The organism is Halorarum salinum (assembly GCF_013402875.1).
In the GTDB taxonomy this organism is placed as follows: domain Archaea; phylum Halobacteriota; class Halobacteria; order Halobacteriales; family Haloferacaceae; genus Halorarum; species Halorarum salinum.
In genome coordinates this window covers 2,207,986-2,233,374 of sequence record NZ_CP058579.1, presented here as the reverse complement: position 1 = coordinate 2,233,374, position 25,389 = coordinate 2,207,986, and the positions used below count along the sequence as shown (strand labels likewise).

Genomic DNA, 25,389 nt, shown 5'->3' with positions numbered 1-25,389 from the left:
TTGCATTCATCCGGACTGGTTCGCTCGGTAAATGGTAAGTACATTTATGTAAGGTGGAAGTGGTCTCGAATATGACCGTAGTGATACAGTTTCGACCTGGTCGGGAGGCAAGGATTGCCCGAAAGTGTTAGGGAGTGTAGTAGTGCGAGGATCTGCGTAATTCGCGGTCTATGGCATCTCATGAGCATTAATTCGAATTCGGAGGCCGGGGAGAAGATGATAATTTTATCTGATCCTCGATTCAATACTATATTTTTATGTCATACCTATACAAAGTACCACTACAAAGAGACAAAATTATACAGTATCCCTTAAGGTAGAGGGTATGACGAACGCGTTCGGCACTGCATCCAGGCGGGAGCTGTGGCCCGCCAGTGGATTTTACATGCTGGGTTCTACCGGCCTCGGCCTCTCCGTCGTTCACCTTTTGACCGAGGGGACGAGATTCGGAACGGTACTGGAAGCGATCATCATAGCGTCGCTATCGTGCGTTATCATCTACTCCGGCTATGACCTCACCACCCGCGATATCTCCGACAGCGGATCGCGCCACGCGCTAATCAAGACCTGTCTATCGATCTTTGCGTTCGCACTCCTTGGCCTCGCGATCACCAGTATTCAGTTCGTCCAACACCCAGCCTTCCCGGAGTCACAGTTCATGGTTCTCTTTGGTGGAGTGCTCGGGGGAGCGTACGGGGGACAGGCGAACTTGTGTGTAGTCGAGTCGGAGGAGGAGTCCGAACACGTCCGCGAACTCACGAAGTTGCTCAACGTGAATCAGCGCGTCCTCCGGCACAACTTGCGAAATGAGCTAGCCATCGCCCTCGGCCATCTGGAGAATGTAGAAGCGAAACTCGGGTCGGATAATCCGGACGTCCGGCGGGTGAAGGACCATTTGGAGGAGCTTCTTAATCTGAGCGAGAGCTCCCGGCGGATCGTTTCGATTTGGGAGGATGATACGATCCAGAAGTTCCCGGTTCGGAAACTCGTCGACGAGCGTGTCCAGCGGTTCAGACGGGACCACCCGGAGGTTCCCGTCTCGACAGAGATTCCAGAAGGGTACACGATTCGCGGGCACTCGGCGCTTCCGCGGGCGATCGATGAAGCGCTCGAGAACGCGGTCATCCACAACGACGGGGAGGTCGAAATCGCGATCGAGTGTTCGAGCCCAGTTCAAACGGAGCAGGTGCGGCTTTCGATCGCCGATACGGGCAGCGGGTTGCCTCTCGACGAAGTAAATGCGCTCTTTCAACCGACTGAGACGCAGCTATCACACGGGGAAGGACTCGGCCTTTGGGTGATCTATTGGACGGTCATGAGGTCCGGGGGCGAACTCGACTTCCGGGAGAACGATCCTCAGGGTGCCGTCGTCGAGTTGCGACTCCCGGCCACGATGGCTCGGTGATATCCCATCTGGTAGAGATCGCCTGAAGGAAACGGAACTGATCGAAGGCTTTTGCCCACATCACTATTTCTCAGTGAAGTCTTAGAGGGTCGGAAAGGTCGCTGCGAGTGCGACGACCAGTTCTATCACTCTCTGTGTCAACTTGATTCAGTTTCTGTCTCCGCGAGTTCAGTGCTGCACAAGCGCCCTGTATTCAGCATTAACTGACAGAACTATCCGATCTCTGCCAGGAGTGACTTGCTGCATATAGAGGGTGTATTCAGTACACTGGTTCCTCGCGCTCCTCGTGGAGTAAATAGGCTTATATTCGTCTCTTTGAAACTGCCTCTTCGATGGGGAAGCTGGCAGATGAGACCCGTCATGCGTACGGACTAGTCGTCACTGCGTCGTTTGGATATACGTGCCTGATGTTTATCTGGTTCTCACTGCCGGCCTATCTCTCTCCGATCATTTCGGAAATGGGTCTCACTGGCACACAGGCTGGCGTACTAGTCGGTGCAGTCCCGTTAACCTATATTCCACTCGCGCTGTTTTCGGGGATTATCATCGACCGTGTGGGACCCGGCCGAAGTCTTGCGACCGGTATCCTGATTTACGGTGTCGCCCAAATCGGCCGAAGTATCGCACAGGGATTCCCGTCGCTCCTTGCATTCACCCTTCTGATTGGCGTCGGCGCGACCGCAATCACGTTTGGACTCCCAAAGCTCGTTTCGTTTCTCTTTCCCCCAGAGCGAACTGGCCTCCCGTCCTCGATCTATCTCATCGGAGCCTCCGTGGGATCGGCTGGCGTATTCAGTGTCGGTCGGCCAATATTCGGTCCGCTGCTCGGTGGATGGCGCCCCCTCTTTTTCTGGAGCGGTCTCATCGCGGTCGGCTATGCTGTAATCTGGTTCGCCGTTGCATGGCAGGCAGGAATTGACGATCGCACCGCCGAGCACGATTCGTCGTTCTCGGTCGACTCGATCAGCCACGACCTCGGGCTCATCCTCTCGCACAGAGAGCTTCAACTCATCGTCATCATCGGGACGATGTATCTGTTCGTCAACCACGGTGTCCAGGGCTGGCTTCCAACAATTTTGGAATCACGTGGACTTTCACCGGACCGGGCTGGTCAAACCACGAGTGTATTCGTTGCAGCCGTTGCTGTCGGGATCCTGTCCGTTCCCGCAATCGCCGATCGATATTCCGCCCGCCAAGCGGCCTTGATAACGTGTGGAAGTATCACCTGCATTGGAATTGTCGGGATAGTGCTAGGAGGTGTACGATTTTTGATGTTCGCTGGCGTTGTCGTCACCGGTATCGGAGTGGGCGGGCTCTCGCCACTCATTCGAGCGATACCTCCGGATCTAGATGGAGTCGGTGCGCGGCTCACCGGGACGGCTATGGGGTTTGTCTTTTCAGTTGGCGAAATCGGTGGATTCCTCGGACCAGTACTCATCGGTACGTTCCATGAGGTCACGGGGTCGTTCATTCCCGGCTTGGTGATACTCTCTACTGCCGGGGTCGTCGTCGTTCTCGCCGGGGGGGCCTTACGGCGTATGCGCGAGTGACCGTGACACAGTACCTCTATCAAAACTCTGACCGAGTGGGCAGCGTAAACTGACGTGCCACGGTTGGTTCGTTCCGTCTAACGGGTCGAAGTGATTGTACTGATGAATTTGCGCTATTTATTCAGCAGGATTCTGGGGACCTATCACCGCTAGAGGGATTCAATAAGGCGCTCTTTGAGGTTTTCAACAGAGCCGTTAGCTCAGGAAAACTGGAGGGAGTTACGCCAGCGGAAGTTCGTCGAACGCCTGCGCTGTAACGTGGTCGGGGACTGGCCCGAGGTAGTTCTGCAGGAACGTCTCGCGCCCCGTCGACGTTTGGGCCCAGCCGCCCCAACTCATCACCAGCTGCTCGTTGCTCGGACGCTCGCCGTGCTCCTCGAGATCGTCGATCCGCGCCTCGAGGAGGTCGACGACCCGCTCACGCGGACCGTCATCGTCACCTCGACCGAGCGCGCGCTCGACTGCGAGCCACGCCTTTGCCGTGCCGATCTCGTCGATGCCGCGGATCCGGGCTCGGGCGAGCCCGAACGGCGTCGACGCGCCGGTCGATCCGAGCAGCGGGACGTCCAGGAACCGCGCCGGGTCCTCGCCGATCTCTTCGCGAAGGCTGGGGAACGATTCGGTGAAGCGGTCGGACGTCACGCCCGGACCACCTCCTCGTCGAGGACGTGCGTCCAGCCGAGTTTCGCGACCCAGTTCTCCCGCCGGTCGACGCCGTACCAGGAGTCGGAGATGAGCTCGTCGACGACGTCTGCGGGAACGATCGCGAGCAACTCCCGCGACGCACCTTCTCCATCGTAGACTGTGAGCGCGTAGACGGCGTCCTCATCGACGAGCGCGCCGTGCTGCCCCTCGTCGGCTCCCTTGAACAGCCATCGGCCGGGCGTGGTCGCGTCGCCGTTCGACGCACTCCGGACGCACGCTTTGACCTCGACGAGCTGGTCGGCCTCGAGCGTGACCAGGCCAACGAAGACGACCGGGACGCCACCGGCGGCCTCGAGGTCACAGCTGACGGGCTCGGTGACGATCGCGTCGTGGTGCACGTCGGTTTCGTACGCGAGTTCGAACGCGTCGATCGCGTCGACGACGAACTCCTCGACGTCGTGCCCGATCGCCTTCGCGTGCGCGAGGGCGCCCCCGGAGGAGGCGGTCAACGAAGCTCACCTCCGAGGAGATCATCGCCGGTACGACGGGCTCGATAGGCCCGACTTCTCAGATTTCCCGCAAGTATTGAGACCCGATTTGACCCTCGCTTCCAGAGGGCCCCGTCGAAGGATCTGAGCGGTGAATTTGCCGAGTACGGCTGTCGCTCAGTATTTAAATGGAGTGGGGTCGGAGGGCGATTCCCGTGCCGGAATTCGTACTATATCGCCCGTCTGAGAGCTTCTAAACATGGTCAGGCATCCTCCTCTTCCGCCCCCAGATCCGTCGGGTGGAGATGCTCCTCGATGTCGATCACCTCGGTCTCCGAACGACGGCGTTCGAGCTCGTCGTCGAAGTCGGGGTCGTCGTAGTACCGCCGGATGACCTGCGGAGTCGCCGCCACCCGCGCAGCGACGGTATCCTCGTCGAAGCCGAGATTCCGCTGCCACGTGATCGACCCGTGGCGAATCGCATGCGGACCACGCGTCGACGGGCACTTGCTAGCTTGGTCACGGGGAACGTATTCGCAGTTCGGCCGCCGGTTGCCGTGCGGCACTCGACGGCCATGCACGGCTGTGTCGTCAGGTACATCCAGCTTCGAATCGTGTTGAGCGTCGGCCGTCCCCGCCGACTGGTGAACAGCGGCGCGCGCCCGTGCTCGTCACGCTTGTTGATGCGCTCACGAGCGATGAAGAGCTCGAGAACCTTCCGCGGTTTCTCCGAGAGCACGACGTTCCGCTCGTGCTCGTTGCCGCTCTTTAGCCGCGTCCCAGTGTCGGGGCGGTTCCGGAACTTCAGGACACCGTCCTCGTAGTCGTCGATATCCAGCCCGCGGACCGCGGAAGACCGACACCCGACATGCCAGAAGATCTCCAGCATCGCGTGCCGGCGGGTTCCGCGCCACGCAGTACTGTTCCGATAGAAGGCGAGGAGGTCGCGGGCGTCCGACGGCGCGAGCTGCTGGTCGGATGACTCCTCCTCGTCCGTGGTCTTGATGGTGTCAATCGCGAGATGGAGGCCAAGGTCGAGGACACCCTGGGATTCGAGGTACTTCAACCACGTCTTGGCCGTCTTCTGCCGGCTCGCGACGGTGACGCGGGCGAAGTCCTGCTCCAGGAGGTAGTCGGTGAAGCCGCCGATCGTCCAGCGTGTGAGGTCCTCGATCGTTTCGAGGTCGTTCTCGGCGGCGTAGTCCTCGAAGACCCGGAGGTTCCGGCGGTACGTCCGCTCGGTCTCACCCTTCCAGTCCGGGCTCTTGCGATGGATGTAGAGTTCGATGGCTTCGGTGATAGTGAGGTCCGAGGGTGGGCTTCTATTCACTGAGAATCACCTCCCTGGCCCACTTGACGCGCATGAACGCCTGACGTTCGCCTCCATGGTCCGGGTGGTGCTCCTTCAGCAACTCCCGCGCGGCCGCGTTCACCTCCTCGTCGTCGGCGCCGCGATCGACGCCGAGCACGCTGTGTGGACTGGGAGTGACGGGAACCGCGGACTCCTCGTCGTCGCCCGGCGGCAGTCGAGCGTTCGCGAACTCCGTCTCGCCCGTGGTCACGGGACGGGTCCCCATCTTCCGCTTCTCGGCGACGTAGAGGCCGACGGACCGGAGGTTATCCCGAACGCGGTTGTACCAGTCGCACGCGACGGCGAACTGGTCGCCGTCCATCGACCAGCGGAGGACGACGCCCGGGTCGTCCGGTTCGGGCTGATTCGCGTACGGGTAGTTCGGGTTCCGCGTCTGGTGGTCCATTGCGGTCGAGAGTCGCCAGTCGTCGACGTCGAGACGACCCATCTCCTTGGCGAGATCCTCGACGGCATCGTGAAGCGACACCTCGAAGCTCCGGTTCGGCGAGCGGTCCGCCGGCGGAGTTCGCCGGAACTCCGCCGGCCAGTCGAGCGACGTCACTGCGTCTCACCTCCGATGGCGGTGAGCGCGTCACGGAGCTGTTCATTGCACGCCATATTCGCCCGCTCGACGAGTTCCCCGAGAAGGTCGTCCCGCCGGCGGTAGTCGTCGACTGACTTCGGCCACGGCACGCCCTTCACCTCGATCCACAGTTCGTACATCTGCTCCCGGGCGAGCTCCGCGACAATGCGCTCGCCGCCGATCGTCGAAAACCGGAGTTCCCAGTCGTCGCCGTCCGACGAGCCTGGGCCGTAGGTGACCGAGGCGGGGCGCCCTACCCTGTAGCGATGCACGTCGAGTTTTGTCCCGCCGTCGGTCACGACCGGCTGTTCGTTACAGTCGTGGTCAGCGAGGCCGGCGATCGTTCGAAACCCGGTTCCGCAGATATCGCAGAAGTGGGGCAGATCTTCACCGCCGTCGGCGATGGCGCGCGCGTCGCTCCCTGCTTCGTTGGGGAACGAGGCGGGGTCGGCGTTCATCTCCGGACCTCCGCGACCAGGTCGGTCTTCGCCCAGGCGTCGCCGCCTCCGAAGAGAACGAAGCTTCCGTCCGCAACAACGTAAGCCAGCGGGGCACGCTCGGATTTGTTCATCGTCTATCACCCCCTGAGACAGTCGAGGCCTCGTCAATCGCCCCAAGCGATGCTTGGGTAGTGTCGTCGACGACGGTGTGTCCACGGATGACAGCTCCGAGCGTCTCGAGGGCGTCGACGAGGTCACGGTCGACGTCGCCGAACGCCGCGACCGCGAGCTGGAACGATGGGTTTCGATCCTCGCCAACGAAGGGGATGCGTCCAGGGCCGACGAGACAGACCGCTTCGGCGGCGAGCACGTGGTCGTGGAACCAGTGTGCGGACGTGTCCGCCGGGAGAACGACGACAACCACGTCGACCTTCGCACGGTTCGCCTCGTTCCGGGCCTTCCGGAGCCACGTCTCCTTCGCGCTCCCATCGCCGTTCGACGACCACGGCGGGTTGAGAAACACCGACCCCTCCCATGCTTTCGAGAGGCCGTCCTCGGCCTCCGTGTAGCGTATGGGGGCGATGGAAACTGGCTCCGCCCCGCTCGCCGGGTCGACGTCGAACCCGCCGGTGGCGCGGGCCAGCGGGCGCCAGATCTCCGGCGGCGTCGCGTACTCGTTATCCTCGGTCTCCTGGCGGTGGCCTTGAAGCACTGACCCGCCGTCGGTCGCAGTACTGTCTCCTACGTCCACGTCCTCGGATTCATTGGCCATCTCGCGGGCGATGGCTGCGGATTCGGCGTACGTGTCGGCCCGAACGTCCGCGACTGTCACCTCGAGCTGACCGTCAGCACAGTTCGCCGCCTTGGCGAACTTATCCGCCCGCTGGTCGAGTTTCTCGGCGAGCGCCAGAAGGGGCTCGTCGCTCACACCTCATCACCCCCGACGACCGCGTCGGCGAGCAGGTCGATGCGCTCGCGGAGGAGCTGGCGGCCGGCATCGGTCAGGAGATACTCGTTCGTCCGCTTGTCCAGCGCGGACTTCTCGACGAGGCCGTACTCGTTGAGGTCGTCGAGCGCCGGGTAGAGTCGGCCGTGGTTGATCTCCTTCCCGTAGAGGTCCTGCAGGACGCGCTTGATTGCGAGCCCGTAGGAGGTCTCCTCGTGGCTCTGCAGGCGGGCGATGGCGTAGAGGACGTTCCCCTCGAACGCGGTGAGGTCGGTCCACTCGATGGCTGACCCATCGTCGAGGTCGGCGCTCATCTGCGCACCTCGTCGTCGCGAACGACGGAGTAGCCGTCCGGCAGGAGCCCTTGGGCGGTTCCACGGGCGAGTTCGGGCGTCAAAAAGCGGAACTCGACCCCTTCGCTCGTACTTTCGAGGCGGACGGTCTCCTCGCCTACGACGACGTGGCGGATCGTGCCGATCTCGTGAATAGGTGTCTCGTCGGTATCGTTACCCTCGGTACACTTTTCGGACTGCGTGGCGTTGTTAGACATGGCTCTGGTCGTACTGCGAGTCGTGCTTTTCGCGCGTACTGCGCGGGCGATTCAGGGTCGTGACCCTCACCGCGACGTCCCGGTTTGTGGAAGGACTGGGGGCGTCGCGGTTGGTCAGGTCACTGTCGGGACGTGGTACTCCAGAAGTGGGCGGTGGTGCGTCCGGTCGAACGGGGTCTTGAAGTTCCCCGGCGAGAGTTTCGTACATGGGTGCCGTACCTCGGATACGGGACCTCACGCGGGCCGGTGCGTCTACACCGGGTCCGCATTCTACGGCGACTTGTCGCGGAGCGACAGCGCCGCGTGTTCGCCCCGTAACAGGTCCGTTATACGGAGAGTACTTAGTGTTTCTGGAGTAACTAACTACGCTGGGGTAGATTATGACAGGCAGATTATAGTCACCGGAATCTCGAACCGTATTATTATGCCTGGGGGCCGCAAGCCGACTGTCTCTGATGCCGATATTCTCACGGTTTTCGCGGATTCCCCTGATCCAGTGCTTGCCTCTCCGGAGATATCCGAGAAGCTCTCCATTGGAGATACGGGAACGTACCAGCGACTCCGTGACCTTCAGCATCGAGGGCTTTTGGATAGCAAGAAAATTGGTCAGGGTCGAGCGTGGTGGCTTACCGACGAGGGGCGCGCGTTCCTCCATAAGGAAGTCAAGGACTGATATGCTTCCCATCCGGACGATAGAGAAGCTCCTTTGGGGGGTTGTCGCATTGATTCTCGTCTGCTCGCTCGGGCTATTCGTACTTTTCGTTGAGTAAGCGCCGTTTTGAGTATTTGTCCCTGTCACGTGGCCACAGCGTATGGCTGAATTTGAATTAAGAGCGAGCCATGTGCGGAATGGTAGTAAAACTATGTCAGGAACCCACCTAAGGGTCCATACTATACTAGATTACATTTTAAACGAAGACTCTAGATATTCAAGACCATCAGCCCTCTTAACGGATCTCTACAGTTCTGCATTAATCTCTTCTACACCGGTGTAAACTACAAAAATTTAAGGCATGCTGGTATAAGACCTCATGTACTATGGAACACACGTTTGAAGTCTTTAATTCGGATTTGGATATTAAGACCGGAATGTATATTGCAAGTTTCGATGAAGATGTAGGAACTACTCAAAGGGTTAAGGTTGATTTGAAAGGAAAAGGAGATTTTCGTGGTAATACTGTCCACCTTGGAAATTGTATAATTGATGCGACAGAGGTTGTCGGAGAAGTTGATGAGGATAGTGGTGATAATCAGCAGGCAAAAGAGTATTATCTGCATATTGACCGGTTTCATCAAATGGAGCTTAAAGAGACTGAGGATAAACTAAAAAAGAAGAGAAAGCGTATTGTGAAATCCGACGCAGAAAACATCTATTTTGTGAATATTGGAGATACGTTATTCCTTCAATCACACACTGATATCGCTGGCGAGCAGATGTTAAAATCCCTTGATATAGATGCTAATAGAATGAGTTTGCCTGATTCCACTAGTGAGGGTTCAGTTGAAATAGATTCAGATTCGGACCCATTTAGCTTAGATCAAACAGGAAGCCCTAATCAGAAGAATGAATTGATGAATACAACAGAAGGTGGGGAATTGGCTTCCTCTGAAGAGGGTATCAAAATCACGGTTCAAGACAATATAGTAATTGTACAGGGTGATCTCGCGGTGATGACTGCAGCCAAGTTAGCATTCGATTTTGTGATGGCCTAATGATAGGGTTCTCTTTCCATCGGAGAATCAACGACAAAGTCAGCTCCTAGCCCGTATGTCTCACAAACATCTTCCGTTAGTTCTGCTACCCATGGTTGAGCCTGTGGAGAAACTCGAATTGAATTGATCAATCTATCCAAATCTACGTCAACAGTTTTCCCCGATTCATAGTCACCTTCTTCTAAATCCTCATCGCCGATATCCTCCGACGTTATTTTCCCACCCTCATCTGAATAATGCCAAGGAAGCTCATGGATAATCGCCCGAACTTCAGATTCATGTTTGAAGCTTTCTCTCTTGTAGATGAACGGTGAAATCGTGTCTCCAAGGCCAGTCCACCCGGGTATTTTTGCGTCGGTGTAGTCTATGTATTTTACCTTACTTAAATAGACGTTGTATTCAGTATTTAGACCCTCAATCAAGTCGTCTATGGTTGACTGTATGCAGATTCCTTGGTTAGACTTAAGGTAGATATCCCACATGGCTGCAGATTCTCCCCTATTCATGTGCCAACAGCTAAGGAAGGTAAACTTACGGCATATCTTTCTGAATTTTGGAAGGTGCTGAACAGCCCAGTTTACAGATTTTTCATTAAAAATTTCTTCTCTGACATTATTTTTATGAGATACAGGAAGTGATCCTTCAAATGGATCTTCGAGACTGTCGGCTCTAGGGAAGTAGAGTTCATCGTTTTCCAGTAAGGACACAAGTTGTGTGAAGTCCATATATCTCCAAATTTTGTCCGGGTCATCTGTCCCCGGAGGATTACAAGATGGGTGTCTAGTATACCCCATAATTACCACTACAATATGCAATAGTTATAACTATTGTCGATACGAGTTCCGGCCATGAAAGCCGGAGTTATTCATATAGCAGAGTCAGATACGAGGATTACTGACTTTCAAAAGGCCGTAGAACTTCCAGATGGTGCTAAATTTGATTCAGTGACTGAAGCTATTGAGGTTGATAGGGAAATTGGATTAGAAGATAACTCTGTTGTCCAACAAGGAAAAGTCGCCGTCGAGCGCATAGTGGAGGTTGATGACCCAAGGATTAGAGAAGATGGGATCGCTGAGTACACTGATGAGGAGAAGGTCGTTCAGGTCACTGATTTTCTCTACCACCCAGGGAAGTTTTTCGCTGTTTCGAGTAGTGCAGGTAATTTTGCAATAGAAGTACTTCGTAATCACTCCTCTATCTCAATTACACCTTCCAATTTCAATGTTGATGAGTTCATTGAGCGAAAAAACTCCAGTAATGGAGATGCCAACCCCTGGAAGATCGGCTTCTACGATAATCTTGGCTCCGCTGAAAATGGTGTCGTCCACGGAGACTCGCTCCTTCACGATGAAGTGGTAGGAGACACCCTGAACGCCGCAAAGAAAAACCAGATTGGCCTTGATTATGAGTTTAATTCACTCCCGATCCGTATGTTTGCCTCAGAAACCTCCTATGTAGAGATATATCAGCCAAGTAATTTTTCCACTGAGCAATATACGAAGTACGTTATTGAGGAGATCATTCCACATTTAGAGGCAAAGTAATTCTACTGGAGCCAGGTTACACAATAATTATATGATAAGCTAACAACTACCCAGCAAGACAATGCCAGTGTCGACCGCCATATATGAGATTGAGGGAGGTTTTGAGAGTGAAGATCTTATTTCCCGACTTTCAGAGGTACAGCTAGAACGGCGCTCTGAGCGTGCAAATGGACCGCTTCGGACAAAGTTCGAAGCGATTAACCGTACGACAAATGGGGTTTCCTGTGCTATTATCTATGAAGTTGAGCAAAAGCGTCCTGGATGGGATGACGTAACATACGAAAGAGAACGAAAGCAATCCCGAATTAGATTTACAGATTCTGTCGGCGAAGGGGCTGTTCTCGTAGTAGCTAAAGGAGATTATCAAAGCGAAATTGCATCGAGGCTGCTCGACTTCTTCGGACTTGGTCCAGATCCGTCCAGTCCTGATACCACGGACAGTCTTGGAATGACCAGGGTTGAGATTTCCGAAGAGGAGTTAACTTCGATTCTTCGCGATGACGGTCACGTAGAGTCTCGGGCTACGTATGATTCTATTGATGAGAATACAACCAGCGCATCTCTTGCTGGGGCCCTAGGTGAATCAGGTCCAGCAGATGAGTTCAATCAACGGGGGAATAAACGTTGGGTGATCTTCGAGTCAAGGTCATTTGAGAGGAAAGTTGGAATAACTGTGAAAAATGATGCTGTTGTGTTCTGGGGAGACTGGGATGACGCGGAAATGGAGAGGTATTGGACCAGAATTGTATTGCCGAATTTGAATTAGCCAAACAAAGTCGCCATCTTATATACTGTTTCAATTACCTCATCCACTTCACCCTCCTCGTAGTTTCTCACCTTGACCTCCTCCTCGTTGTATTCAAATTCAAGTGTACCATCAAACGCCTTGATATTTGAGAAATTCATCTCACTAAGCATACCGCTGATTACTGGAGGTTCTCCGGTTTCACAAGATAACGAATACGTGCCTCCTTCTGTTTCAACAGGCACTTCGGACTCAACGTCGCGCAGAAGATCGTACGCCCGAAATAGCTTATTTTTCAGACCGCTGTAAGGGAGCCGTGAATCAACCTCAATTCGGATTGAATTCACGTACCTTTCTGTACCCCCATCCGGCTCAATATCAGTCATATCGTGGGACTCTAAAGAGATCTCAGGGGAATCAGAGCCTGGCTCGTGGAAAAGGCGAACGTCTACATCATAAGAAGTTCCACCGCGATCACGAGTAAACTCAAAATGGTCATTCATGCCTGTTGCTTGAGTCCGAAAACGCTCCCAGAGCTCATTACTTAGCTCATATAACTCGACATCTTCTTCCACGGTATAGCTCCGAACTAATTTTGTGCTGATTGTAAAATCGCCATTAAAAAGTCGCTTATCGATATAACCGGCATAATAGCGAAGTTTCAGTTTGAATCGGTTTGGGAGAACGCGTTGGAGGAATAACGTCGCCATTGCACCCAGAAATGTACCGAGGATTGTGGCTAGAAGTCCTGCCACCTGTTGCAGGGCGTCAATCCCGACGTTTGGAACTTGCATGATGGGGTATTGTCTGACTGAGTTTGTTTCAGCCCTTAAGGTATAAGTCTCTGTCCTCTTTCGTGAGCTGCTTTCAATGTCTGTTTTGGCGTGCAACAACAAGTAAGTAAGCATGGGCCGCAGTGGAAGTGAAATACTACTCAAGCAACCTCAATTTGGCAGTTTTTGTCCTGTGAAGGTGATTCCTTTACCATCCTTGAAGAGGTGAAAAATCGACGCCGCTTAAGGATCGAAGTTCAGCAGCAGATGCTCCCTCGCCTCCTTCGCGGACCCCGAAATCCCATTGTTGATGAACCGCTTCTCGTCTCGACCCACCAGATACAGCCCGTCCACGTTCTCCGGGAGGTCCTCGTACGAGCAAATACAGGACCCCTCCAGCGCCTTCATCCGTCGAACCAGTTCCTCGTGGTCAACCTCCGACACCGGATACTCGTCCTCCACCCCGATGTAGGGCGGGTCACAGTAGAAGACCGTCTCGGGCTGGTCATACTTCGAGAGCACCGCCGCCCAGTCCAGGTGCTCGACGACGACGTCGTTGAACCGGTCGGCGAACTCATGGAGCCGGTCGATCTTGTTTGAGTAGCTCAACGCCCGACTGCTTACCTTACTCGTCCCGAAACCATTCGGTGCATCGTACTTCGCACCGAACTGGGAGTATCGAAGGTAGAAGAATCGTCCGGCGCGCTCGACGTCGTCCAGTGGGCGGTAGCCCCGGAAGAAGTGGTCCGCCCAGTTCTTGTGGACCTCTCGCGAATAGGGGACGTCTCCGAGCCAGTCGACGAGTTCGTCCGTCCGTTCCCGGAGCGTCTCGAAGAAGTGGACCAGGTCGCCGTCCCGGTCGTTGTACACCTCGACGGTGCTGGTGTCCGGGTCCTTGTTCACGAGCACGCCGCCAGCGCCGCCGAAGACGGTGACGAAACAGTCGTGCTCGGGCACGAGGTCGAGGATCCACGACGCGAGGCGGGACTTCCCGCCGGGGTACGGGAACACGGCGTCCGCCATCCAGGCGTGCCCTCCGTTCTTGTAGAGGTCGCGGTAGCTACCAGCAGACGTCACCAGAAACACGGCGTCGCGGGGAAGCGACCGTTCGTCCCGCTGGTCGTAGAGTTCGCTGAATTCCGCGTCGACGTCCTGCCAGCTCGCCGCGCAGCTCTGGCACCAGAAGTGATTGTTCGTCGGTTCCCAGTTGCGGTGACCTTGGGGGCAGACGTACCGCCAGCGGTCGGCTTCGTTATCGAGGTTGATGGAAACTCGCCTCGACTTGCTCTCGGGCATTTGCAATCGTTCGAACTGGTTCGCTAGGTAAATGGTCGGGCCATGGAGGTGAAGTGAAAGTGAAGCGGTGACGGAATAAATCGTGTCTCGCAGTCGAGCCAAATCTACTACATGAGGAAGGTGCGCCGTATAAGACTTGGAAGAACAGCGTCGAGATCCTTCGCCTGGACGATCCGAACTGGAAGGCCCTCACGGGATTGTTGGGCAAGGGACGCAGGTTCGATCTCCGAATCGTCGAGGTCTTGAACAACGAGAAGTCCGTTCAATCCCGTCCCGAACTCATTCGATTTGAACGGGTAATTCCCGTCGCGACGTAGGTACGAGATGTATTCGACGATTTCTCGAATCCCTTGTCGGATCGTTTGCTTGTTCGTAGAGTACTTTACCTCGACGATGAGGTAGCTCCGAGATGGCGGGTCATTGTCATCAGTAGTGATGAGTACGTCGGGTCGATTCGTGTGCTGTCGGACGTCCGTATCGGTGAAATACGCGTCAGCGATCTGTGTTGCGGTCCGGAGGGCGATGTCTGACCGCGCCGTCGCTGGCTCCTCATCGGGCAGTGATTTGAACTCAATCGACGGGTCGTCTGGCGTTTGATTGTAGAAGACGTTGAGGCCACGGTCACCATCATAAGTAGCTGCAGCCGTGCGCCCAGATGCAAGCGTGTGGTACGTCGGCTTTCCGATTTCTGGGCCTCCCACGTTGCGCAACCCGTCGAGAACGCGAAAGAGGGTGAAAAGCTCGAAGAGTGTTTGGGACCCTGACGGGGTGATCGTTGTCTCCTGGAGCAAGGACTGAATAGCACTCTTCGACGAGTCGTACGCTCGTCGTTCTGCTAAGAGTGAGCCAGCAGTTCGATAGAGTTCTCTTCGCGACTGCTGTGCTCTGGTTAGCATCCTGGGAGTCGGTGCGTTTGACGTTGGAGAGGGAATGCGCTGAAGGTGGATATTCCGCTCGACGAGTGTTTGGAAACGTTCCCGAGTTCGTTCCTCTCCAACCCAGGATTCTGTGACCCAGGAACGGTTCGAATCGAGATATCGGTCAACGTCTCCAATCGCGCCGTCGATGAGGTTGACGAGTGCCTTTAGAACGATATTCTCAGGAATGTTGTACTGCTCAGTCTGTGACTCAATGACGTGGAGGCCACTGTCTTTTGGACTGGTGGTCGCTCGGGCTTGATACGTTGATTCCCAATTGATTCGTCCGTCGACCCCTTCACGCTGCACGTTAGCCTCTGTGGTTGTTTCGGTCTTGATGGAACGGATATCATCTGGGAGTGACTCGACGAAGTCCTGGACTTTCTGACGGAGGAGGAAGTGAAGCGAGACTAGACGGTCGTAATCGGCGTACTGCTCGGGGAAGTCAGCGGGTTTGATGAGCTCCGCGATGTCGTCTTCGGGCAACTCTCCGTCGAGGACGTAAGCGAACAGGTCCCTCGAAACTGCCTCGATGAGCTCGCTGTCGTCCATGTCTTATTCGGAGTCCTGATCGAGATCAGAGATACCGAGCATGTCACTTGCGGCTCGCTCCAGCTCCTCTTCGTCGATATCGGACACACCGGCGATGCTCCGGACGATTTCTTTACGCTCGGGTACACCTTCCAGCTGCGGGAAAATGTAGCTAATCACAGCCTCGGTCAGTCGAGGTGAGAGATCGCTAGCAGTCTCGTGCGCGGTGATATACAAGAGGATATCCTCGACGATTGCTGGGCCGATGGAACGCTCCGCTACCGCAGTATTCGTTGCACGCCAGACGGCTGCAACGTATCGAAGTTGCTGGGGACTGGCATCGATGTTCCAGACGTCGTCATCAGTGTATTTCGAGAGCAAAGCCTCCTGTTCTGCTCCATCTGAGGGGATGTCCGGAACGCCGATACGGATGAACGAGAACCGCCGCATGAAAGCGTAGCTCATCTCATAGAGCGACGTCTTATCGAAGGTGTTCATCGTCCCGAAGATCCGCCAGGAGGCAGGTATCACAAACCGGGCACGAGATACCAGTAGGTTCGCCTCGTCATGGGAGACAATTTCCAGCTCCTGACCCGGTGCTGCCTTGAGACGATATGGGAGCGTCACTGTTTGACCGGAGAGCGTAGTGAAAAGCTGTCCGAACGCTTTGTCGATGTTTGCCCGATTGATCTCGTCGATGATCGTCGGCTCGTTTGCCTGAATGCCAGTGTCCGGGTTCTTGAATCGGTTGAGAATTACACCTGGATGGAAGTCCAGCTGGTCGCCGTCGACGTCTGGGTCAGGCATATACCCACCAACGGTATCGAAGGTCGACCAGTCAGCTGTCGCGGTAGTCAGCCGTGATCCACTGAAGAGGTTCGGATACGCATTTTCCAGATGCTCCGTAGTGGCCTCAGCGATCTCGGTCTTCCCGGTTCCTGGCGGTCCTGTGAAGATAATATGCTTTCCAGAACGGAGAGCCGCCGTCACCTGTTGTGCGATTTCAGTCTCAGTAGCGACACCGCAATTTTCCGGAAAGTGGAGGTGACTGTACGTCTCAGCGGGAATACGGCCCTCGAAACGTCGATGTATCGCTACTGGGGATACCTCTGTTACTTCCCATGACAACGCATCAAGTACCGCCTCTCTACGACCCCAATCAACATCGTCCGTCAGTTCCACAGCGGCCGTTCGCGTAGGAAAAGCACTCTCCACAGCGTCATCGCAAAGTTCATTGACACACGAAATCGGGAGTGCACTCTCTTGGAGCCGTGCAATTGCCGCAGATAATCTTGAGACTGGCTCGTTTGTCGATGGAGGATCGCCCAGTGAGGCTGCCCCTTGTGTCAGGAAGAGGCGTTCGAAAGCGACTCGCATCGGGTACGACCGCTCCCCCGTTTGCGCTTCGAGCCACCATTCACTGTCGTCCTCGAACGTCATATCCACGAGCGCCCCACCGAATACATACCCGGACTGTTTCTCGAGCTCTGTATGCGCCGGGTCACCGGCAGCATGAAAGAGTAGGAGGTCACCTTCAGAAACGCCCTCAGATATTCCGTTCCAGAGTGTTTCTCCGTCAGGCTCGAATCCGATTGCCCGGTATCGGAGTGCCGTTAACCAATAGTCTGGCGGTGCAGTGAGTTTGTAAACACAAACGTCTTGGTCCAGGAGTGGCTTGATGAGCGGGTGTTCTGGATGGTCAAACGCGTCATAAGCCCGTCTTTTGATGACGTTCAGTTTCGGTTGGTTCGCGTTCGGTTCGAAATCGATTGCGCCCCGTCCATGGAGATCCGCCTGAATGTCCCGAAGCAATGCGAGAAAGACTACTTCCCAGGGGTCAGCATGATTTAATTTTCCGATGTTGAGGTCTCCCGCTATCTCCGCAAGTTGAGGTTGTAAATCGTAGAGGACTGATTCAAGGTCAAGTAATACAGTCTCATCCTCGGGCGTGACGAATGAGCTCGGTTGGAAGCCGTATAGAGCACGACTCCACTCCTCAAACCGCGAGAGATCCGAGTGCCGCCGAAGAATGTTCGGATAGCTACTCTTTTCTAGTCGATTGAGAATTTCCTCTGTAGCCGGCCCAATCTTCTCGAATGAAGTTGAATTGAATTTATCGTCGTTCGTCTTTTCCCCCGTGTTATTCGCCCCTTCCGGGGGATTTGGGAGCTTTACGTTCGCTTGGTCGATATAATCTTTGAGGCTCTCGTTCTCTGCAGCTAGAATACTTGCAAGTTTCTTTGGACAACGGGCAAGATAGTCTCCCTGAGTAAACGCGAGCCGTCGGGTGAAGGGCAAATACATATGGTTTTCGCGGATTTCAAGTAGAGGTTCTTTGTACTGCTCCTTCTCCAGTACTTCGTCATAGAATTTCAGTGACTCATCAAATTCTTCGTAATTGCTGAGCCGGCGAAGATAGCCCCCCGATTCGTACTGTTCCTCTGTCCAGCCGAATTCCGGCAATCCCTCAAAATCCGTCTGAAGTTCGCTACTAATCCGAGACGCACCAACTATCTCATGATTATCCTGAACAAGATGGAGTACGATATCACCAACTTTGCATTCTCGCATTGTCGGATACTTATCACTCCCGTCGGTGCCAAACGCTGGTGAATAAATCGCCTTGCCAAGCGCTAATTCGCCTGATTGCTTATAATCACGACCGTCGACATAAGTTTTCTCGAACCAGATCGAGGGAGAATCATTACTAGGGGTCCCCTCGGCGAATTTCGTTCGTTTAGGCATGGCATCTTCATCATATTCACTCTGAATTCGCTCCCTGGCTTCCGTGGAAATTTCGATATTATTGAGCAGCGTCGTCAGGTACTCCTGTTTATCCGCCGGTTCCAGACTCTTGATGGAACCCTGAAGGGTATTGCTACTGAATGATGGCTCATTCCCGAAGTCCTCAGTGAAGGGTTCAGTGAGCTCGCGATGTAGTGGGCGGCAATAGAGGGCCCACTCATACTCGGCGTCGGTCCAGGGAACCTCGTCTTGGGAATTTACCTTCCGGGCTTCATCAAAGACCCAAACGCCCTTTACGCCGAAATCAGCGTTTGCACCATCAGCACTGGTAATGCGTGCCAGTATGAGATCACCAGATTCGATATCAGGCTCCGACTCTCGTCGGGTCCCATGCCACGGATTCCCGACATGCGTCTTTCCATGAAAATTAGGATCAGCAGGACCGTCTACACAGCTCTCCCAATTTTCGGGAGAGATATTGAATACCCACGTATTCGAGTGCCTTACCATTGACCTGGAATTTGAGGAAGGACTTGTAAGTGTGAGGGTAAGGAATTCCCCTAGTAATAATCGGAGATTGCGACTTGAAGTCTCATTGCTCTACAGTACCTTGACTGACTCATAAAGTCAAAGATCCTTTTACTTCCATTTTAATAACCTCTATTTCATATCTTGGGCCATGAATCCTATTTCCCTAATCCCTCGATCTGGGGCAAATTACGAGCTATATTATATCATCCCTGTATCATTCGTCTTTCTGTTTTCGCAAAGGGGGAAGGGGATATATCTGCTGCTTGCAATGGTTGCGTTGCTTGGAGCAGCAAGTCGGCATTCTGCCGGCGAAGCAATGTATGGTCCAGGGGGTGAAGAAAAGAGGGAGCTTAGCGATGAGGGGGTAATTCAGCGTGTTGGAACGATGCTTCACAGAGACAAACCTCCACACAAATATTCCGCGACATCTTCACAAGAGATGCTTGAGGAAGGGAATTTGCATTCAAAACGCTGGGGGGTGATCGTTGCAGTTCTGTCATTATTCCAATTGCTACTAACTCCAATGTATATAATAGCAGTCTATAGCCTCTACATTCATCTATTTGAAATAGGTTTTATCGGTGCTATATTGCTATTCGCGCTCGTAGCCCTCGTGATCTATGGCGCGATGGAAGCCCTTTGGCCAAATGCGAGTAATTTGAACCGGGAGTTTCCCAATATGGATCCAGAGTTGCATGATATTCTTGAGAATTTCGCATTTATGCTCGATGCGGAGAGCATTTCGGTCACAGGCGGATACTATGAGCCCAGTGAGGGCGGGGCATTTCAATACAATTGTAAAGTTGAGTACGAATTCGCTGAGTCTGTAAAACAAGACATCAAATGTATCGCTGTAGTCTTTTGTTCGGTCGTTCATCGGTCACCATACCCCATTAATCAAGCAGATTTTAGCCTAAAGACCTCTGATAATACAGTTATACATTTTCAGATTCGCTCTCTGTGGTGTAGACAGTTAATGAATGGGGAAATGCGGTATAACTCATTTGTCAATCGTGTGGACCGAACCATATCCATAGATTCCAAAGTAGAGAAGTCTCTAGATCTTACTAGCGAATCGAAGATGACCCAGAGAGAATAGAATAACAAAAGTAGACTCTATAGTCTACTAAGCCTATCTGCCAAACGTCCATTAACACGATAACACAGGGTCGCACGTCCGAAGATCGCCAACCCCGAAATTGAACACGTTTCGAGGTCGCTTTTCACGACCCGTGTTCAATTTCCACCTCTGACGCGCGTAGTTCTCCCGCCCAACGTCCCGATCTCGCCCGTCGTGCTGTCCGCTTTATATACTCATCCGGTTTGAGTTCCTCGCGTACCCCACCAAATCGGGGTGTGTGTTCAGAAATGCCCGACTCATTCCGCTGGCGGCTCACCGGCCGTCGCGACCAGCTGCTCGTCGACCTCGAGGAACGGACCGTCCAGAACACCAAAGCAAAGGCCCTCGACGACGCCGTTCGCGCGTACCTCCGACTCGTCGGCGGGAACGCCGTCGAACCTGGACGCGGTGCATTCGGCGATCTCCTCGCGACCGCGGACGAGCGCGGGGGGTTGTCGGCGGCGGAGATCGCGGAGATCCTCGCGGTCGACGAGCTACCGGTTCAGTACGAACCGGCCACTTGGTCCATCGGAAACGACGAGGAATAGCAGATTCTCTGGATTTGTCGAAAGGCTCGGTGCCTGCGAATTTTGACCCTCCTTCACAGCTAATCTCATAGGATGACGCAGAGGATTCTAATTTTACTAAATTATTTGTGCTCGAACTGTATGGCACAATTACATGGGCGTTGTTCGACGTGAAGGAGACTGGCGACTCGAAAAACAGGGGGAAGGTGTTTACGAGATCACCTATCAAAGAAAAATCCAGGTGAGGGTCTTAACTGCAGATCATAACACGGGGATGATGGGTGGTCCAACTCTCGATGCAGTTCCCGTTCGGGAGGTAAGCTCGTACTCCGAAGCAGAAGGATTGTTTGAAGAAAAGGCCCATGGTGGTCCTCCAATCGGGATGGGATCGCTTGGCAGCAGTGGGGCGTCAGGTAACCAAACCGACCTCGGGGGTATGATTGACTTCGGTGGAAACGACGATGGCGACTTTGATGCCACCGATCTCCCTCCGGGTGGAATCGCCGTTGCTCTTCTTGTAACCGGTGGAATCTTCCTTCAGACAACCGGGTTTGCACCTAACTCACCTACGTTCTTATTCAGTGCAGTTTTGGCATTAGGCGGTGTAGCAATTTTCGCATGGGCCGCGGTCATCTACAAAACTGAAGGGTGGTCTGAGGCCTTTGAGTTCCTAGTAGCTGTTGACGAGAACTCATCGCAGGACTCTACGAACCAGAAAAAGAGAACCCCACCGGCTCCCGAGAAATTGAAGAACAAGCTGATCTTTGACCGTGCTTCCCAGCAATGCGAATGGTGTGAAGAGAGCTTTGACCATCCTCATGTCCACCACATTCAACCACGTCGCGAGGGTGGACCGAACAAGCCCAATAACTTGATCGTTCTTTGTCCTAACTGCCATGAGAAGGCAGACCGAGAATCAATTCCGCGGTCAAAGCTAAAGGCCAAAGTCAAACGACAGCCAAAGATTTCCTCTTCATAGCCGTACTGCGAGGACAATCGATTTTCACCACTACGTATATCGAAATGGGGAACCGGCTCCAAGAGAGATTCTACCGCTGAAGCCGGTTCGGGATATCCCTGTCATCCCCTTGGGCATGCCCACATAGCCGGTAGCACAGTTTGCATATAATGAAAACTGATGGTCAAATTCGCACTTCACTCACTACTTCGTTAATACGACTGGATAGACGGAGTTTCACTCCCACTGAGTTGGGTCTGAATATCAGTTGTTGGTAATACGATTTCTTTATTCAGCCGCACCGCTGTATTTTTCTTGCCCGATTCATCCTGATTCTGGTGTTGCATTGGTGGCCTGTTAGTCGTTACTTCTCTGGTTCTTGATACTGTTCGCCGAGGGGCTTCAGCCGCAGTTCTCCGAAGCCGTACCGGGAGTGAGACCCGACCCGCTGGAGGCCGTTCTTCGCGGTCTCCACCGGTCGGTCGCCGAGATACTTCACGACCTGACCGTGATCGACCGTCTCCAGCCGGAACACCTCGCGTTGCTCCAGTATCTTCTCTTCGCGGAGCCGGAGATCGTCGCGGTTCTCAGCCCACCACCACGGGATAGTGCGGTCGTTCGCCTCTGGATACTCCGACGCTAGGACGAACGGCGTCACCAACTCGATGAGGTACGTCTCCGCGCCTTCGAGCCGTGAGTAGTCCAGTTCGTCGAGGTCAACCATCTGCGTGTCCTTCAGCTCGACCTCGCCGTAGCCGTAGTTGCGCTTGCCGCCGAACTGGAGGCCCTCCAGCACGTCCTCGTCGAGCGGGAGAACCGTCGGGTCATCGGCGTGCAGGTAGGCGTGGACGTACCACTTCGTCGTCTGCTGCTGTTTCCGCTGGTCTTCCCGGCGGCCCATGATGGTCTCGTGAGCGAGCGCCGGGTGGCCGCCGTGGACGCGGAGATCGTGGGTGTTCAGTGCGTCCCGGGCGCGCGTATCCAGTAGCCACGGGTGCATCGCCTCCCGCTGGAGGAACAGGTCGTCGTAGGCCTCGACGTCGGGGAGACCGCTCCCGAGGTACGGGCGGATGCCCGACTGACTGTGTTCCTCGGGGAACGTCCCGAACTGGCCGGGGACGAAGACGCCGTGACTGGCCGACACCGCCGCGTGGGTCTCGGGATCGAGGTGCTGGCTGAGGGCGTGCAGAATGGCGTTCCCCGAGACGTAGTACGGGTGGCCGATGTAGTCCATCCGCAGCTCCCACAGCACCTGCTGAATCGCCGTCATCGGTTGGGCCTCCACTCGTGGTAGTCCTCGATGTACTGGAGCGCCGTGCTCCAAGACTGCGTCCGTCGCAGGTTCGCATCGAGCGTCATGTCGTACTTATCGTGGCCGGTGTCGAGTGGGTGCGCAGTGAGGCGGTTCCACGCCGACGCCCACGACCGCCACGGACGACTCCCGAGGCGAGCTGACGGACAGTCGCCGTCCTCGATACCGATGCGGAGCGCAAACCGCTCACCGTCGAAGACGGTGCGGAACGGGACGACCTCGCCCGCCGGCTCAACGATGAGCCGGAGATCGGGGAACTCGTTCCCGGCACGGTAGTTGTCCAGCAGCGCTGCCACGAGCAGCGTGTGGTACTTGAGGCTCGTGTACGGGTGGTAGACCGACTCGTTGAACGCGGCGGCAACGTCGGACGCCAGCCACCGCTCGTGCGCGGTCTCAGCCTGTTCGACGGCGAAGAGGTCGCGGACTTCGCTCTCGATGGTCGCCCGCGAGAACTCGACGGGGTCGTAGGCGGTCTCACCGGTGAGCAGGGACAGCCGGTAGTGATCGTCGTGGGTCGGGACGGTCTGCTCCTGCTTGTGCTGAGGCCGCGAGAGCGCCGCTGCATCACAGTCTGCGCCCTCCGGAACCGACTGGTTCACGGGAACGCCAGCGAACTCCTCGCAGGCGTCACCGTGGCTCTCGCCGGTGAACTTGTGGGCGTCGTGCCGGAAGGCGGCGAGCATCGCGTCCGTCACGACTCAGCCTCCACGCGAGCGGCGAGTTCGGCCTCGAACTCCAAGCGACCCCGTCAACAGTGACTGCTTTTACTCTAGAAGGTAGCTCCGCTACGTGGAAGTATACACCCGATTTAGACATCGACTGTGACAGTGAAGATATCGGTATTGCGATAAAAGAAGACGGTTCGATTGATTCGTGGTACGCCTGTTAAGTACACCACCTATACTGAACGCGAATTTCACTCTTCTCACTGAATAAAGAAACCGTGCTACCAACTACTGATAAACATCGTTTCTGGGGACATTATTTCGGCGTTCGTCACCGATTCAATTGATTCTTTCGCATCTCTCCCGAACGGCTGTTTCAGAAAGACGCTGTTTCGTATAATCCGGCATGCTGCGACACCGGCTCAGGAGTCTCTTATCAAATCAGCTAGGGCGCGGTTTGGGAAAACTACCTACGCCACTAATTGCGCATGGCGAGTAGCGCAGCAGCGACGATGCCAGCAAGGCCGACACCAAACCCGAAGCCAGGAATCGTCGTCGATGACGGCTCCGAGGTCGTGGGCGCTGTGGGGGTCCCGCCCGTTGGTGTGCTCGACGTTCCGGAGGTGGTGGTTGCAGGTTGCTCAGTCGTCCGCCTCGTCGTCTTCGGCGGCCAGCCGTCGACCCGAATCTGCGTGTCAAGCTCGATGTCCTGAGCTGACGCACCAACGTCGGCCGTCGTCCGGAACATCGTGTCGATGTCTGGGTCGTAGACGCCATTCTCGTTCCGGTCCCATATCGTCAGAACGTACACGTTATGATGGTCGTCGACCGCCTCCTGGCTGACGTAGAGGGTGCGCTCGACAGCTTCGTGTTCGGGAACCGAAACCGTCTGAGGCTCCCCGTCGATGTACACCAGCAACAAGCCCGGTTCTGGCAGCCGCATGGTTGCGGTGACCGCCACCTCGCCTTCGTGCGGCCCCGACGTTACCAACCGAGCTGAGGTGTTGTACATCTTCGCTGGCTTCCCAACAAGCAGGGTCTGTTCGGCGAGGACGGTACCCTCCGTGACGACCGTGATATCGACGGTAGAGTTGCGGTTGACGTCCCTGAGGGGAAGCGTCGTTTGGAACGCACTGGGTCCGAAGCCGTCCGTCGACGCGTTCGCGTTCTGAGTTTGGACGGTTCGCGTCACCATCGACGGGCTGTCAGCCGCTTCGGCTCGAATTGTGATATTCGTGCTGGGAAGGAACGGCGTCGTGCCAGTGAGAGTCAGATTCTGGGCTTCACTCGTCGTCACGGTGGGGGTCAAAAGCCCCGCAATCTGCACTCCCTCCATCGGGCTTTCTAGTCTGGCGCCGATACCGGTGAACTGCGACGAGCCAGCCAAGACGCGAGTACTGTTCTCGGTCGAAATTTCGAGGATGGCCTGGAACTCTCGATGTTCGAGCGTCTGTCGAATCTGGTCACCGGACTCTCGATTGACGACGGAGACGTTGGTGGTGTCGACGAGGAGTGAAAACGTGTCTGAACTGGCGTTGTAGAGTACCTTGACGTTGCTCCGATTCAGGGCGAACTTCGAGGGAAGCTGTCCTGTACCGTGATTCAGACCGATGATACTGAAGTTGGTCGCAGACGACTCCAGCATTCGGAAGAACCGGTCAGTCGGGTTCGTGCCATTCGTTGCAGTGTAGGTGTCGGCGACGCGCTCGGAGTCGAACTGAAGTGAGAGGAGATCGCCAGGAGCCAGAGACTCGGGGGTTCGGAGCCGGCCGTCGTCGCGTGCAGCCGTGAGATCGCTGGGGGCATCAATTGACTTGTACAGCGATCCGGGGCCGCGGAGGATGGTGATGTTTCCGTCCGGATCCTCGACTTTGTCGTGAGGAGTGATTGCGGCGGCGGAATCAGACGGCGCCACTGCGGCGCCTGTGACAGGGGCGACAGCAGCGAGCAGTATTACTGTCAGTTGGAGGGCTCGAGCGCTAAGCACGGACTGGAATCATCACTGTTTTATAAAGTATCTTTGGTGGACTGAAATGAGATTCAATCCTCCTGTG

At 55.3% G+C, this 25,389-nt stretch carries 24 protein-coding genes; 8 read left to right on the top strand and 16 right to left on the bottom strand.

Annotated elements, in window-relative coordinates; genetic code table 11:
* The first annotated feature begins 325 nt into the window (after nucleotides 1–325).
* Entirely contained in the window at nucleotides 326–1,405 is a 1,080-nt protein-coding gene (locus HUG12_RS10985) for a sensor histidine kinase (RefSeq protein ID WP_179268808.1), read from the top strand.
* Between the two features lie 332 nt (nucleotides 1,406–1,737).
* Nucleotides 1,738–2,955 carry an MFS transporter gene (locus tag HUG12_RS10980; protein ID WP_179268807.1) on the top strand — a complete coding sequence of 406 codons (1,218 nt, stop codon included), beginning with the start codon at nucleotides 1,738–1,740 and terminating at the stop codon, nucleotides 2,953–2,955.
* A gap of 219 nt (nucleotides 2,956–3,174) precedes the next feature.
* On the opposite strand, the gene HUG12_RS21725 is transcribed toward HUG12_RS10980, so the two are convergent.
* The 8 genes from HUG12_RS21725 to HUG12_RS10940 all read right to left on the bottom strand — a co-directional run bounded on the left by HUG12_RS21725 (nucleotide 3,175) and on the right by HUG12_RS10940 (nucleotide 7,958).
* Nucleotides 3,175–3,597, bottom strand: coding sequence for a hypothetical protein (locus HUG12_RS21725; protein WP_246308035.1), 423 nt, complete (start codon nucleotides 3,595–3,597; stop codon nucleotides 3,175–3,177).
* Nucleotides 3,594–4,109 (bottom strand): hypothetical protein, encoded by a 516-nt coding sequence (locus tag HUG12_RS10970; RefSeq protein ID WP_179268806.1) that lies wholly within the window; start codon nucleotides 4,107–4,109, stop codon nucleotides 3,594–3,596. The genes HUG12_RS21725 and HUG12_RS10970 overlap by 4 nt, the downstream gene beginning before the upstream one ends.
* A 301-nt stretch (nucleotides 4,110–4,410) precedes the next feature.
* Entirely contained in the window at nucleotides 4,411–5,418 is a 1,008-nt protein-coding gene (locus tag HUG12_RS10965; RefSeq protein WP_218836304.1) for a tyrosine-type recombinase/integrase, read from the bottom strand.
* Nucleotides 5,411–6,001, bottom strand: coding sequence for a J domain-containing protein (locus tag HUG12_RS10960; RefSeq protein ID WP_179268805.1), 591 nt, complete (start codon nucleotides 5,999–6,001; stop codon nucleotides 5,411–5,413). The genes HUG12_RS10965 and HUG12_RS10960 overlap by 8 nt, the downstream gene beginning before the upstream one ends.
* A complete protein-coding gene (locus tag HUG12_RS21720) occupies nucleotides 5,998–6,480 on the bottom strand; it encodes a hypothetical protein (RefSeq protein ID WP_246308034.1) in 483 nt (160 codons plus the stop codon). The genes HUG12_RS10960 and HUG12_RS21720 overlap by 4 nt, the downstream gene beginning before the upstream one ends.
* 109 nt (nucleotides 6,481–6,589) lie before the next feature.
* Nucleotides 6,590–7,390, bottom strand: a complete 801-nt coding sequence (locus HUG12_RS10950; RefSeq protein ID WP_246308033.1) for a phage N-6-adenine-methyltransferase — start codon at nucleotides 7,388–7,390, stop codon at nucleotides 6,590–6,592.
* Nucleotides 7,387–7,722: a helix-turn-helix transcriptional regulator gene (locus tag HUG12_RS10945; RefSeq protein ID WP_179268804.1), complete on the bottom strand. Its 336-nt coding sequence runs from the start codon at nucleotides 7,720–7,722 to the stop codon at nucleotides 7,387–7,389. Before HUG12_RS10945 ends, HUG12_RS10950 begins: the two co-directional genes overlap by 4 nt.
* A complete protein-coding gene (locus HUG12_RS10940) occupies nucleotides 7,719–7,958 on the bottom strand; it encodes a hypothetical protein (protein WP_179268803.1) in 240 nt (79 codons plus the stop codon). The genes HUG12_RS10945 and HUG12_RS10940 overlap by 4 nt, the downstream gene beginning before the upstream one ends.
* Before the next feature lie 1,038 nt (nucleotides 7,959–8,996).
* On the opposite strand from HUG12_RS10940, the gene HUG12_RS10935 reads away from it, so the two are divergent.
* Entirely contained in the window at nucleotides 8,997–9,671 is a 675-nt protein-coding gene (locus tag HUG12_RS10935) for a hypothetical protein (RefSeq protein ID WP_179268802.1), read from the top strand.
* Here the strand turns inward: HUG12_RS10935 and HUG12_RS10930 are convergent.
* Nucleotides 9,668–10,465 (bottom strand): DUF2971 domain-containing protein, encoded by a 798-nt coding sequence (locus HUG12_RS10930; RefSeq protein WP_179268801.1) that lies wholly within the window; start codon nucleotides 10,463–10,465, stop codon nucleotides 9,668–9,670. The genes HUG12_RS10935 and HUG12_RS10930 overlap by 4 nt on opposite strands.
* Nucleotides 10,466–10,519: 54 nt before the next feature.
* Here HUG12_RS10930 and HUG12_RS10925 point away from each other — a divergent pair, with 54 nt between their 5' ends.
* Complete coding sequence (locus tag HUG12_RS10925; protein ID WP_179268800.1) at nucleotides 10,520–11,215, top strand: hypothetical protein; 696 nt, start codon at nucleotides 10,520–10,522, stop codon at nucleotides 11,213–11,215.
* A 61-nt stretch (nucleotides 11,216–11,276) separates the two neighbouring features.
* Nucleotides 11,277–11,981, top strand: coding sequence for a hypothetical protein (locus tag HUG12_RS10920; protein ID WP_179268799.1), 705 nt, complete (start codon nucleotides 11,277–11,279; stop codon nucleotides 11,979–11,981).
* On the opposite strand, the gene HUG12_RS10915 is transcribed toward HUG12_RS10920, so the two are convergent.
* From HUG12_RS10915 to HUG12_RS10900, 4 genes are all read right to left on the bottom strand, one after another.
* Entirely contained in the window at nucleotides 11,978–12,754 is a 777-nt protein-coding gene (locus HUG12_RS10915; protein WP_179268798.1) for a hypothetical protein, read from the bottom strand. The two genes, HUG12_RS10920 and HUG12_RS10915, sit on opposite strands and share 4 nt — an antisense overlap.
* A 222-nt stretch (nucleotides 12,755–12,976) precedes the next feature.
* Nucleotides 12,977–14,029: a DNA adenine methylase gene (locus tag HUG12_RS10910; RefSeq protein ID WP_246308032.1), complete on the bottom strand. Its 1,053-nt coding sequence runs from the start codon at nucleotides 14,027–14,029 to the stop codon at nucleotides 12,977–12,979.
* Nucleotides 14,030–14,136: 107 nt separating this feature from the next.
* A complete protein-coding gene (locus HUG12_RS10905) occupies nucleotides 14,137–15,498 on the bottom strand; it encodes a hypothetical protein (RefSeq protein ID WP_179268797.1) in 1,362 nt (453 codons plus the stop codon).
* Nucleotides 15,499–15,501: 3 nt separating this feature from the next.
* Entirely contained in the window at nucleotides 15,502–18,732 is a 3,231-nt protein-coding gene (locus HUG12_RS10900) for an AAA family ATPase (RefSeq protein ID WP_179268796.1), read from the bottom strand.
* 169 nt (nucleotides 18,733–18,901) lie between these two features.
* Between HUG12_RS10900 and HUG12_RS10895 the strand changes: the two genes are divergently transcribed.
* From HUG12_RS10895 to HUG12_RS10885, 3 genes are all read left to right on the top strand, one after another.
* Nucleotides 18,902–19,852, top strand: coding sequence for a hypothetical protein (locus tag HUG12_RS10895; protein WP_179268795.1), 951 nt, complete (start codon nucleotides 18,902–18,904; stop codon nucleotides 19,850–19,852).
* Nucleotides 19,853–20,121: 269 nt separating this feature from the next.
* Complete coding sequence (locus HUG12_RS10890; RefSeq protein ID WP_179268794.1) at nucleotides 20,122–20,421, top strand: hypothetical protein; 300 nt, start codon at nucleotides 20,122–20,124, stop codon at nucleotides 20,419–20,421.
* Between the two features lie 133 nt (nucleotides 20,422–20,554).
* Nucleotides 20,555–21,379 carry an HNH endonuclease gene (locus HUG12_RS10885; protein ID WP_179268793.1) on the top strand — a complete coding sequence of 275 codons (825 nt, stop codon included), beginning with the start codon at nucleotides 20,555–20,557 and terminating at the stop codon, nucleotides 21,377–21,379.
* A 343-nt stretch (nucleotides 21,380–21,722) separates the two neighbouring features.
* On the opposite strand, the gene HUG12_RS10880 is transcribed toward HUG12_RS10885, so the two are convergent.
* From HUG12_RS10880 to HUG12_RS10870, 3 genes are all read right to left on the bottom strand, one after another.
* On the bottom strand, nucleotides 21,723–22,628 hold the full coding sequence (locus HUG12_RS10880; protein ID WP_179268792.1) for a hypothetical protein: 906 nt from the start codon (nucleotides 22,626–22,628) through the stop codon (nucleotides 21,723–21,725).
* A complete protein-coding gene (locus HUG12_RS10875; protein ID WP_179268791.1) occupies nucleotides 22,625–23,365 on the bottom strand; it encodes a hypothetical protein in 741 nt (246 codons plus the stop codon). The genes HUG12_RS10880 and HUG12_RS10875 overlap by 4 nt, the downstream gene beginning before the upstream one ends.
* A 448-nt stretch (nucleotides 23,366–23,813) precedes the next feature.
* A complete protein-coding gene (locus tag HUG12_RS10870) occupies nucleotides 23,814–25,322 on the bottom strand; it encodes a PGF-CTERM sorting domain-containing protein (protein ID WP_179268790.1) in 1,509 nt (502 codons plus the stop codon).
* Between the last annotated feature and the right edge of the window lie 67 nt (nucleotides 25,323–25,389).